6 protein-coding genes, 2 tRNA genes, 3 rRNA genes and 3 pseudogenes are annotated in these 12,038 nt (G+C 51.5%); 7 read left to right on the forward strand and 7 right to left on the reverse strand.

The features are described from left to right. Positions 1-19 precede the first annotated feature (19 nt). The gene (gene folB, locus MON37_RS07970; RefSeq protein ID WP_039406850.1) at positions 20-370 is read right to left on the reverse strand and encodes a dihydroneopterin aldolase; all 351 of its coding nucleotides are present in this window, start codon (positions 368-370) and stop codon (positions 20-22) included. A 56-nt stretch (positions 371-426) separates the two neighbouring features. Here folB and plsY point away from each other — a divergent pair, with 56 nt between their 5' ends. From plsY to MON37_RS08005, 7 genes and pseudogenes are all read left to right on the forward strand, one after another. Then, positions 427-1,038 carry a glycerol-3-phosphate 1-O-acyltransferase PlsY gene (gene plsY, locus MON37_RS07975; protein WP_039406848.1) on the forward strand — a complete coding sequence of 204 codons (612 nt, stop codon included), beginning with the start codon at positions 427-429 and terminating at the stop codon, positions 1,036-1,038. A 163-nt stretch (positions 1,039-1,201) separates the two neighbouring features. Next, the gene (locus tag MON37_RS07980; protein WP_039406846.1) at positions 1,202-2,653 is read left to right on the forward strand and encodes a patatin-like phospholipase family protein; all 1,452 of its coding nucleotides are present in this window, start codon (positions 1,202-1,204) and stop codon (positions 2,651-2,653) included. Between the two features lie 13 nt (positions 2,654-2,666). Further along, positions 2,667-2,786, forward strand: a pseudogene (locus MON37_RS12485) (IS5/IS1182 family transposase); the annotation flags it as partial. Positions 2,787-2,832: 46 nt separating this feature from the next. Beyond that, positions 2,833-3,576 carry an epoxyqueuosine reductase QueH gene (locus tag MON37_RS07990; protein ID WP_039406844.1) on the forward strand — a complete coding sequence of 248 codons (744 nt, stop codon included), beginning with the start codon at positions 2,833-2,835 and terminating at the stop codon, positions 3,574-3,576. 79 nt (positions 3,577-3,655) lie between these two features. Then, positions 3,656-4,425: pseudogene (locus tag MON37_RS07995) on the forward strand (IS5 family transposase); the annotation flags it as partial. A gap of 32 nt (positions 4,426-4,457) precedes the next feature. Continuing rightward, positions 4,458-5,250 (forward strand): IS5 family transposase gene (locus MON37_RS08000; protein WP_234403659.1). Its coding sequence is split into 2 segments (ribosomal slippage): positions 4,458-4,721 and positions 4,723-5,250, totalling 792 coding nucleotides; the frame shifts between segments, so codons are not numbered across the junction. 5 nt (positions 5,251-5,255) lie between these two features. Next, positions 5,256-5,507: pseudogene (locus MON37_RS08005) on the forward strand (transposase); the annotation flags it as partial. 325 nt (positions 5,508-5,832) lie between these two features. On the opposite strand, the gene MON37_RS08010 reads toward MON37_RS08005, so the two are convergent. The 6 genes from MON37_RS08010 to MON37_RS08035 form a co-directional block, all read right to left on the reverse strand. After that, positions 5,833-6,132, reverse strand: coding sequence for a ComEA family DNA-binding protein (locus tag MON37_RS08010; protein ID WP_039410840.1), 300 nt, complete (start codon positions 6,130-6,132; stop codon positions 5,833-5,835). A 348-nt stretch (positions 6,133-6,480) separates the two neighbouring features. After that, positions 6,481-6,594 (reverse strand): 5S ribosomal RNA (rrf, locus tag MON37_RS08015). A gap of 93 nt (positions 6,595-6,687) precedes the next feature. After that, positions 6,688-9,579: ribosomal RNA gene (locus MON37_RS08020) — 23S ribosomal RNA — on the reverse strand. A gap of 430 nt (positions 9,580-10,009) precedes the next feature. Next, positions 10,010-10,085: transfer RNA gene (locus MON37_RS08025), tRNA-Ala, on the reverse strand. A 5-nt stretch (positions 10,086-10,090) separates the two neighbouring features. Beyond that, a tRNA-Ile gene (locus MON37_RS08030) sits at positions 10,091-10,167 on the reverse strand. A 101-nt stretch (positions 10,168-10,268) separates the two neighbouring features. Beyond that, positions 10,269-11,809, reverse strand: a 16S ribosomal RNA gene (locus MON37_RS08035). Together the 16S, 23S and 5S rRNA genes with 2 tRNA genes alongside form the textbook arrangement of a ribosomal RNA operon. Positions 11,810-12,038 lie beyond the last annotated feature (229 nt).

A 12,038-nucleotide genomic window follows, 5' to 3' on the forward strand; every position in this document is an offset into this window, starting at 1 on the left:
CTAAACCGTTTGTACTGCTTTAAATCCTGCTGCGTTCGATTTCAATGCCGACTTCTTTGACATCGGGCAGGATGCCGGGCTTGATGATTTTGACGCGCACACTCAACGCGCCGAAATTGTCGAGGATGAGTTTGGCGATGTGTTCCGCCAATGATTCGAGCAAGAGGAAGCTTTGTTCGGCAAGGCTTGCCCTGACGGCTTCGCAGACTTCGCCGTAGTGGACGGTATTGCCGATGTGGTCATCCTGACCGCTTTGTTCGGGGATGCCGATGTCCAAGTCCAAAATCAGGGTTTGGGGGCGTTCGCGTTCCCAGTCGTACACGCCGATTAAGGTGTCCGCCTTCATGCCGCGTAAAAAGATTTTGTCCATTTGCCTGCCTGTTTTTTTGATAAAATGAGCGTCCCATTTTAAGTAAAGCATCTGAAATGTTCAATGTATCCGCCGTTATCGCGGCTTATTTAATCGGTTCGCTGTCGTTTGCCGTCATTGTTTCCAAATATTACGGCATGGACGATCCGCGCACTTACGGCTCGGGCAACCCCGGCGCGACCAATGTTTTGCGCAGCGGCAAGAAAAAAGCGGCGGCACTGACTTTGCTGGGCGACGCGCTCAAAGGTTTGGTGGCGGTGGTTTTGGCACGCTGTCTGCAAGATGCTTTGAATCTGTCGGACATCACCATAGCAGCGGTTGCCGTCGCCGCGTTGGTCGGACATATGTGGCCGCTGTTTTTCAGCTTTAAAGGCGGCAAGGGCGTGGCAACTGCTTTGGGCGTATTGCTGGCGCTTTCTCCTGCAACGGCTTTGGTTTGCGCGGCAATTTGGCTGGTGATGGCGTTCGGCTTTAAAGTGTCCTCGCTTGCCGCGCTCGCCGCCACCGTAGCCGCGCCGCTCGTCGCCTTCTGGCTGATGCCCTACCCTTCTTGGGCTTGGGCGACCGTCGTCATCGCCGTGCTGGTGTTGTACCGCCATAAAAGCAATATCCAAAACCTGATTCAAGGCAAAGAAGGCAAAATCGGAGACAAGGCGGACAAGCCTTAAACCTGATTTTATTTTTCAGACGACCTGTCTGATTGCGTAATGAACCAAGGTCGTCTGAAAACCTTTCAATCTACGCTGCGGCATCGCCTTAACCCGCCGGCAGGTATCGAAAACCGATTTAATCCATTATAATCAAGCTCTTTTGTTTCACAGCCAAACTTCCATGCCGAAACGCCCGTTCAAAACCGTCCTGACCGCCTTTACCTTGGCCGCGCTGTCTGCCTGCTCGCTGGTCAAGTATCAGCCTGTCGCCACCATCAATAAAATTGATATGAACCAAGGCTATCGTTTTGAAACCAGCCAGTTTCGGCGCGAAGAAGACGACACCTTCATCATCCTGATGCTTTCCGGCGGCGGAACGCGCGCGGCGGCGTTGGGCTACGGCGTGTTGGAACAGCTTCAGCAGCAAAAAGTCACCATCGGCGGCAAAAGCAAGTCGCTGATGTCCAATGTCGATTTGGTGGTCGGCGTATCCGGCGGCTCCGTCCTCGCCGCCTACTTCGCGCTCAAAGGCGAAGAAACCATCCCCATATTTTACAAGCGTTTCCTTCACCAAAATTTCCAACGCCAAGTCGTCAAACAAGCCTTTTCCATGTCCAACCTGCCCCGCCTCGCTTCGCCCGAATACGGACGCGGCGACCTCTTGCAGGAGCAGTTTGAAAACCACCTTTTCGGCAAAGCCACCTTCCGCGATTTGGAAATGCACGGCAAAGGCCCGTTCGCCATCATTTCCGCCACCGACATGGGCGCGGGCGAACGCCTGAACTTCACGCAAGAATACTTCGACCCCATGTGTATCGACTTGGGCAGATTGCGCCTGGCCCGCGCCGTTGCCGCCTCCAGCGCAGTGCCCATGATATTCGCCCCGATTACCCTCAACAACAACGGCGGCAACTGCGGCTACACCCTGCCGCCGCAACTGCAAATGACCGGCCTCGAATCGCAAAAGCAGCAAAACGCCACTTATCAAGAGTTTAAAAACAGGTTCAACAAATACAGCGACAGCAAAACCCGCCCTTACATCCACCTGATAGACGGCGGACTGACCGACAACCTCGGCATGCGCAGCCTCTTGGACATGACCGAAATCTATCCCGACAAAGTGTTGGAACAACAAATCCGCAGCCGCAACCTGCGCCACATCGTCGTCATCAGCGTCAACGCCCAAAACCAAATCAGCAGCAATATGGACAAAACCGCTGCCGTACCCGGATTCCGCGACGTCGTTACCGCCATCGTCAACATCCCCATCGACCAATACACCCAAGAATCCCAACGCCGCTTCCGCGCCTTCGTCGACAAACGCAACGAAACCAGCCGACAAAACGGCGACGGAATCAGCTTTTCCTTCGTCAGCCTCAACCTCAAAGACCTGCCGCCCTCCGCGTTGCGCGACAAAGTGTTGAACATCCCCACCAGCTTCTACCTCCCGCCCGAAGACGTGGACAACCTGCGGACCGCCGCAGCGGAGCTGATGAAACAGTCCCAAGACTACCAAAAACTGCTGCAAGAATTTGCCGCACACCCCAACCCCGAAAGCATCTTCGCCGAGCCGCCGCCACCCGACCCCAAAGACGGCAAAGCAGCCAAAAAACAAAACAAACCCATCCAATAACCACACCACAACCCTTTCAGACGACCCATATAGTGGAGTAAATTTAAATCAGGACAAGGCGACGAAGCCGCAGACAGTACAGATAGTACGGCAAGGCAAGGCAACGCCGTACTGGTTTAAATTTAATCCACTATAAAACCCAAAGGTCGTCTGAAACACCGAAACGGAACACCCCGATCATGAACGACAAAACCAGCCCCATCGTTACCGACATCAACCGCCCCGTCCTCGTCCCGCCCGGCGGCCATAAAAAAGTCCTCTTGCATTCCTGCTGCGCCCCGTGCAGCGGCGAAGTGATGGAAGCCATGCTCGCCAGCGGCATCGACTACACCATCTACTTCTACAACCCCAACATCCACCCGCTCAAAGAATACATGTTGCGCAAAGAAGAAAACATGCGCTTCGCCGACAAATTCGGCATCCCCTTCATCGACAAAGACGACGACTACGAAAACGACCGCAAAGAATGGTTCGCCAAAGCCAAAGGCATGGAATTCGAACCCGAACGCGGCATCCGCTGCACCATGTGTTTCGACATGCGTTTCGAAAAAGCCGCCCAATACGCCCACGAAAACGGCTTCCCCGTCTTCACCAGCTCGCTGGGCATTTCCCGCTGGAAAAACATGGCGCAAATCAACGACTGCGGCCACCGCGCCGCCGCGCCCTACGACGATGTCGTCTATTGGGATTTCAACTGGCGCAAAGGCGGCGGCAGCGCGCGCATGATCGAAATCAGCAAACGCGAACACTTCTACCAACAAGAATACTGCGGCTGCGCCTACTCCCTGCGCGACTCCAACGCCCACCGCAAATCGCAAGGCCGCATCCCCATCAAACTCGGCGTGCTGTATTACGGCGACGAGTCCACACAATACGAACCCTCGCCTGACGAACAGGCAGCCAAAATCGTTGTGGACAAATAATTGATGTCGGTTTTATGAGACCTTTGCAAAATTCCCCAAAATCCCCTAAATTCCCACCAAGACATTTAGGGGATTTCCCATGAGCACCTTCTTCCAGCAAACCGCACAAGCCATGATTGCCAAACACATCGACCGCTTCCCATTATTGAAGTTGGATCAGGTGATTGATTGGCAACCGATCGAACAATACCTGAACCGTCAAAGAACCCGTTACCTTAGAGACCACCGCGGCCGTCCCGCCTATCCCCTGTTGTCCATGTTCAAAGCCGTCCTGCTCGGACAATGGCACAGCCTCTCCGATCCCGAACTCGAACACAGCCTCATCACCCGCATCGATTTCAACCTGTTTTGCCGTTTTGACGAACTGAGCATCCCCGATTACAGCACCTCATGCCGCTACCGTAACTGGCTGGCGCAAGACGACACCCTGTCCGAATTGCTGGAACTGATTAACTGCCAACTGGCCGAAAAAAACCTAAAAGTAGAGAAAGCATCCGCCGCCGTCATTGACGCCACCATTATTCAGACTGCCGGCAGCAAACAGCGTCAGGCCATAGAAGTCGACGAGGAAGGACAAGTCAGCGGCCAAACCACACCGAGTAAGGACAAAGATGCCCGTTGGACAAAGAAAAACGGCCTCTACAACTCGGTTACAAACAACATACCCGTACCGATGAGGAAGGCTATATCGAGAAACTGCACATCACTCCTGCCAATACCCATGAGTGCAACCATCTGTCCCCTTTGTTGGAAGGCATTGCCGAAGGTACGACCGTCTATGCCGACAAAGGCTACGACAGCAAGGAAAACCGGCAACATCTGAAAGAGCATCAGTTGTTAGAACGTGTTCATTGTCTCAGCCTCTGCTGTAAACTATCGGCATGAACAGAAAAACCTACCCAAGCGATATCAGTCGCGAGCAATTTGCGCCTCTCCTTCCCCTGCTGGAAAGTGCCCGTAAACGCACAGCGCCACGCCAGGTGGACTTGTACGATGTCTTTTGTGCCATTCTCTACCTGCAACGCACTGGCTGCTCCTGGCGCGCTTTGCCGGGCGACTTCCCCAAATGGCGCACCGTGCATTCCTACTTCCAGAGATGGACCGAACCACGCGAGAGTGGCATCAGCATCCTTGAGGAAGCATTAAAAAAATCAGGTAGTTGCGGAGCACCGCAAGCAGGGGCGCCATGAAGCAACTACTTTCCTGATTATTGATGCGCAGAGTGTGAAGAACACGGATACCGCCATGGAAAAAGGCTACGATGCGGGCAAGAAGGTTAGCGGTATCAAGCGACATATAGCGGTTGACACGCAAGGTTTGCCGCATGCCCTTGCGGTAACGACGGCGGATGTTACGGATAGAAAAGGCTGCCTGGTGGCATTGGAACGTGGGCGGGATAATCTTGGTGCGATACAAAAAATCCTTGCTGACGGTGGTTACACGGGTAAGGCATTTGCTTCGTCGGTACAGGAGTTGATTGGTGCGGAGGTAGAGATTGCCAAACGAAACGAATTGCACCGTTTTGCAGTATTGCCGAAGCGATGGGTAGTAGAGCGCAGCTTTTCCTGGTTGGAAAAGAACAGGCGGCTTTGGAAAAACTGCGAGCGTAAGTTGAGTACCAGTCTGCAAATGGTAGCTTTGGCTTTCTTGGGAGTCCTGCTACGAAGACTATGAACACGCTCTTAGACGGCATTATGCGCAAAGCCTGCCGCAACCGTCCGCTGACGGAAGCGCAAACCAAACGCAACCGATATTTGTCGAAGACCCGTTATGTGGTCGAACAAAGCTTCGGTACGCTGCACCGTAAATTCCGCTACGCCCGGGCAGCCTATTTTGGTCTGCTCAAAGTGAGTGCGCAAAGCCATCTGAAGGCGATGTGTTTGAACCTGTTGAAAGCGGCCAACAGGCTAAGTGTGCCTGTTGCAGCCTAAAAGGCGGCCCGGATGCCTGATTATCGGGTATCCGGGGAGGATTAAGGGGGTATTTGGGTAGAATTAAGGAGTGATTGGGGGCGGAAACAGCCGAAAACAGCCGAAAACCTGTGTTTGGGGTTTCGGTTGTCGGGGGAAAAGGAATTTTGCAAAGGTCTCTGCCTGTTTGTTTTTTAAGGCGAAGACTATACATTGTCTTTCCCTAGTCTGTTCCACGGTAACAAGATCGGTTCAACGAACAAAAACGCCCACTCCCTTCCGGAATTGGACGTTTTTTAGTTTGGCCATCGTATTCACCTGCAATTTCACGAATACGTGGATAGGTTTATTTTTTAGATAATGGGACGGCGTTTTTAGCTTTTGGGTTGGCAGGTGCGGGAGCGACGGTTGCTTCGGTCTTCAGTTTGGAGAAGATACCCTCGCCGATGCCTTTAACGTTTTTGAGCTCTTCCACTGATTTGAAGGCACCATGCTGCTGGCGGTAGTCCACAATGGCTTTCGCTTTGGCCGGACCGATGCCGGGCAGGGCTTCCAATTCGGACGGGGAAGCGGTATTGATGTTGACGGCTGCCAGCGACAGCGAGGCGGTCAGAACGGAGAGTGCGGCAAAGAGGAATTTTTTCATAAGGGCGTTTTCCTATCATTTCGTTAATATGGACGGCACCGCCGTGGAGGCGTTACCACTAAATATTTTATTATCATATACTTTACATTATTTTAATTCAAACAATTTTAAATATTTCCAACTTTACTATCTCTCAATGTATTGATTCTACAACATCTACTAACCCACCTCAATTTCGAAGCGGCCCCACCCACATTCTCAAAAGCCCATTCTTCTACAACCGGAGCATTCAGAGTATTACCCCATTCCGCCCCACCGCCGCTATCAGGGCAGGGATATCGGGTTCTCCAAACCTGTCAACGATACAAAGTAAAAGCCCCCGACATCTGTCGGGGGCTTAGAATAGGTGTTTGGCAGTGACCTACTTTCGCATGGAAGAACCACACTATCATCGGCGCTGAGTCGTTTCACGGTCCTGTTCGGGATGGGAAGGCGTGGGACCAACTCGCTATGGCCGCCAAACTTAAACTGTACAAATCGGCAAAGCCTTAATCAATATATTCGGTGATGACTGAATCAGTCAGTAAGCTTTTTATTTGAAGTTCTTCAAATGATAGAGTCAAGCCTCACGAGCAATTAGTATGGGTTAGCTTCACGCGTTACCGCGCTTCCACACCCCACCTATCAACGTCCTGGTCTCGAACGACTCTTTAGTGCGGTTAAACCGCAAGGGAAGTCTCATCTTCAGGCGAGTTTCGCGCTTAGATGCTTTCAGCGCTTATCTCTTCCGAACTTAGCTACCCGGCTATGCAACTGGCGTTACAACCGGTACACCAGAGGTTCGTCCACTCCGGTCCTCTCGTACTAGGAGCAGCCCCCGTCAAACTTCCAACGCCCACTGCAGATAGGGACCAAACTGTCTCACGACGTTTTAAACCCAGCTCACGTACCACTTTAAATGGCGAACAGCCATACCCTTGGGACCGACTACAGCCCCAGGATGTGATGAGCCGACATCGAGGTGCCAAACTCCGCCGTCGATATGAACTCTTGGGCGGAATCAGCCTGTTATCCCCGGAGTACCTTTTATCCGTTGAGCGATGGCCCTTCCATACAGAACCACCGGATCACTATGTCCTGCTTTCGCACCTGCTCGACTTGTCGGTCTCGCAGTTAAGCTACCTTTTGCCATTGCACTATCAGTCCGATTTCCGACCGGACCTAGGTAACCTTCGAACTCCTCCGTTACTCTTTGGGAGGAGACCGCCCCAGTCAAACTGCCTACCATGCACGGTCCCCGACCCGGATTACGGGTCTGGGTTAGAACCTCAAAGACACCAGGGTGGTATTTCAAGGACGGCTCCACAGAGACTGGCGTCTCTGCTTCTAAGCCTCCCACCTATCCTACACAAGTGACTTCAAAGTCCAATGCAAAGCTACAGTAAAGGTTCACGGGGTCTTTCCGTCTAGCAGCGGGTAGATTGCATCTTCACAACCACTTCAACTTCGCTGAGTCTCGGGAGGAGACAGTGTGGCCATCGTTACGCCATTCGTGCGGGTCGGAACTTACCCGACAAGGAATTTCGCTACCTTAGGACCGTTATAGTTACGGCCGCCGTTTACTGGGGCTTCGATCCGATGCTCTCACATCTTCAATTAACCTTCCAGCACCGGGCAGGCGTCACACCCTATACGTCCACTTTCGTGTTAGCAGAGTGCTGTGTTTTTAATAAACAGTCGCAGCCACCTATTCTCTGCGACCCTCCGAGGCTTACGGAGCAAGTCCTTAACCTTAGAGGGCATACCTTCTCCCGAAGTTACGGTATCAATTTGCCGAGTTCCTTCTCCCGAGTTCTCTCAAGCGCCTTAGAATTCTCATCCTGCCCACCTGTGTCGGTTTGCGGTACGGTTCGATTCAAACTGAAGCTTAGTGGCTTTTCCTGGAAGCGTGGTATCGGTTACTTCATGTCCGTAGACACTCGTCGTCACTTCTCGGTGTTAAGAAGACCCGGATTTGCCTAAGTCTTCCACCTACCGGCTTAAACAAGCTATTCCAACAGCTTGCTAACCTAACCTTCTCCGTCCCCACATCGCATTTGAATCAAGTACAGGAATATTAACCTGTTTCCCATCGACTACGCATTTCTGCCTCGCCTTAGGGGCCGACTCACCCTACGCCGATGAACGTTGCGTAGGAAACCTTGGGCTTTCGGCGAGCGGGCTTTTCACCCGCTTTATCGCTACTCATGTCAACATTCGCACTTCTGATACCTCCAGCACACTTTACAATGCACCTTCATCGGCCTACAGAACGCTCCCCTACCATGCCAGTAAACTGGCATCCGCAGCTTCGGTTATAGATTTGAGCCCCGTTACATCTTCCGCGCAGGACGACTCGACCAGTGAGCTATTACGCTTTCTTTAAATGATGGCTGCTTCTAAGCCAACATCCTGGCTGTCTGGGCCTTCCCACTTCGTTTACCACTTAATCTATCATTTGGGACCTTAGCTGGCGGTCTGGGTTGTTTCCCTCTTGACAACGGACGTTAGCACCCGCTGTCTGTCTCCCGAGGAACCACTTGATGGTATTCTTAGTTTGCCATGGGTTGGTAAGTTGCAATAACCCCCTAGCCATAACAGTGCTTTACCCCCATCAGTGTCTTGCTCGAGGCACTACCTAAATAGTTTTCGGGGAGAACCAGCTATCTCCGAGTTTGTTTAGCCTTTCACCCCTATCCACAGCTCATCCCCGCATTTTGCAACATGCGTGGGTTCGGTCCTCCAGTACCTGTTACGGCACCTTCAACCTGGCCATGGATAGATCACTCGGTTTCGGGTCTACACCCAGCAACTGTTCGCCCTATTAAGACTCGGTTTCCCTACGCCTCCCCTATTCGGTTAAGCTCGCTACTGAATGTAAGTCGTTGACCCATTATACAAAAGGTACGCAGTCACACCACATGGGTGCTCCCACTGTTTGTATGCATCAGGTTTCAGGTTCTATTTCACTCCCCTCCCGGGGTTCTTTTCGCCTTTCCCTCACGGTACTGGTTCACTATCGGTCGATGATGAGTATTTAGCCTTGGAGGATGGTCCCCCCATATTCAGACAGGATTTCACGTGTCCCGCCCTACTTTTCGTACGCTTAGTACCACTGTTGAGATTTCGAATACGGGACTATCACCCACTATGGTCAAGCTTCCCAGCTTGTTCTTCTATCTCGACAGTTATTACGTACAGGCTCCTCCGCGTTCGCTCGCCACTACTTGCGGAATCTCGGTTGATTTCTTTTCCTCCGGGTACTTAGATGGTTCAGTTCTCCGGGTTCGCTTCTCTAAGTCTATGTATTCAACTTAGGATACTGCACAGAATGCAGTGGGTTTCCCCATTCGGACACCGCGGGATCATAGCTTTATTGCCAGCTCCCCCACGCTTTTCGCAGGCTTACACGTCCTTCATCGCCTATCATCGCCAAGGCATCCACCTGATGCACTTATTCACTTGACTCTATCATTTCAAGAACTTCTCTGACTTTGCCTGATATTCCGTTGACTAGAACATCAAACTTGAATTTCCTACTCTGATAAAGCTTACTGCTTGTTGTGTCTTAATCCCGCCTTTTGTCTTTCGGGATTAAGTCGATACAATCATCACCCAAATACTGTACCTGTTTTTCTTTTCCTGTTCAGGAGACAACTGACCGTTTGCAATCGGTCAATCATCAAAAACAGACACATTGTCTTTGTTTGTTGATTTCGGCTTTCCAATTTGTTAAAGATCGATGCGTTCAATATTGCTATTTACTTCGCAAATCAAAATGAGCTGATTATTATAGCAGCCTTTCTTTTTCCGTCAAACTGATTCGTCAGCAGACTTCTCTTTAGAAAAAAAGAAAGCAGTTACACTGCCTTTTAACTCGCTTTGATTTGGAAAGTATTGGTGGAGGCAAACGGGATCGAACCGATGACCCCCTGCTTGCAAAGCAGGTGCTCTACCAACTGAGCTATGCCCCCGTTCTTGGTGGGTCTGGGAGGACTTGAACCTCCGACCCCACGCTTATCAAGCGTGTGCTCTAACCAGCTGAGCTACAAACCCGGATTCTCTTCTTAAGCGAATCTTGTCTTCACTCAAGCATTTTTCCGCATCTTCTACAGTTTACCGATAAGTGTGAATACGACAGCCTCTTCTTTCTCTAGAAAGGAGGTGATCCAGCCGCAGGTTCCCCTACGGCTACCTTGTTACGACTTCACCCCAGTCATGAAGCATACCGTGGTAAGCGGGCTCCTTGCGGTTACCCTACCTACTTCTGGTATCCCCCACTCCCATGGTGTGACGGGCGGTGTGTACAAGACCCGGGAACGTATTCACCGCAGTATGCTGACCTGCGATTACTAGCGATTCCGACTTCATGCACTCGAGTTGCAGAGTGCAATCCGGACTACGATCGGTTTTGTGAGATTGGCTCCACCTCGCGGCTTGGCTACCCTCTGTACCGACCATTGTATGACGTGTGAAGCCCTGGTCATAAGGGCCATGAGGACTTGACGTCATCCCCACCTTCCTCCGGCTTGTCACCGGCAGTCTCATTAGAGTGCCCAACTTAATGATGGCAACTAATGACAAGGGTTGCGCTCGTTGCGGGACTTAACCCAACATCTCACGACACGAGCTGACGACAGCCATGCAGCACCTGTGTTACGGCTCCCGAAGGCACTCCTCCGTCTCTGGAGGATTCCGTACATGTCAAGACCAGGTAAGGTTCTTCGCGTTGCATCGAATTAATCCACATCATCCACCGCTTGTGCGGGTCCCCGTCAATTCCTTTGAGTTTTAATCTTGCGACCGTACTCCCCAGGCGGTCGATTTCACGCGTTAGCTTCGCTACTAAGCAGTCATGCTGCCCAACAGCTAATCGACATCGTTTAGGGCGTGGACTACCAGGGTATCTAATCCTGTTTGCTACCCACGCTTTCGGGCATGAACGTCAGTGTTATCCCAGGAGGCTGCCTTCGCCATCGGTATTCCTCCACATCTCTACGCATTTCACTGCTACACGTGGAATTCTACCTCCCTCTGACACACTCTAGTCACCCAGTTCAGAACGCAGTTCCCAGGTTGAGCCCGGGGATTTCACATCCTGCTTAAGTAACCGTCTGCGCCCGCTTTACGCCCAGTAATTCCGATTAACGCTCGCACCCTACGTATTACCGCGGCTGCTGGCACGTAGTTAGCCGGTGCTTATTCTTCAGGTACCGTCATCAGACAGGGGTATTAACCCCGCCCTTTTCTTCCCTGACAAAAGTCCTTTACAACCCGAAGGCCTTCTTCAGACACGCGGCATGGCTGGATCAGGCTTTCGCCCATTGTCCAAAATTCCCCACTGCTGCCTCCCGTAGGAGTCTGGGCCGTGTCTCAGTCCCAGTGTGGCGGATCATCCTCTCAGACCCGCTACTGATCGTCGCCTTGGTAGGCCTTTACCCCACCAACTAGCTAATCAGATATCGGCCGCTCAAACAGCGCAAGGCCAAATGGTCCCCTGCTTTCTTCCTCAGAATATATGCGGTATTAGCTAATCTTTCGATTAGTTATCCCCCACTGCTCGGTACGTTCCGATATGTTACTCACCCGTTCGCCACTCGCCACCCAAGAAGCAAGCTTCTCTGTGCTGCCGTCCGACTTGCATGTGTAAAGCATGCCGCCAGCGTTCAATCTGAGCCAGGATCAAACTCTTATGTTCAATCTCTAACTTTTTAACTTCTGGTCTGCTTCAAAGAAACCGACAGGACAATGTCTAAAACATCATCTTGTCTGTCTTTCAAACAGTGTGAGGCTGTCGCACTCACACTTATCGGTAATCTGTTTTGTTAAAGAGCGAAAACGAATTATAAAGCATTTCAAATCATTGTCAATCAAAACTTTTCTTAAAACCTCGAAAAATCAGACCAACTGTGATATACTTATCAGTT

Origin of the sequence: Morococcus cerebrosus (genome assembly GCF_022749515.1) — a bacterium.
In the GTDB taxonomy this organism is placed as follows: Bacteria; Pseudomonadota; Gammaproteobacteria; order Burkholderiales; family Neisseriaceae; genus Neisseria; species Neisseria cerebrosa.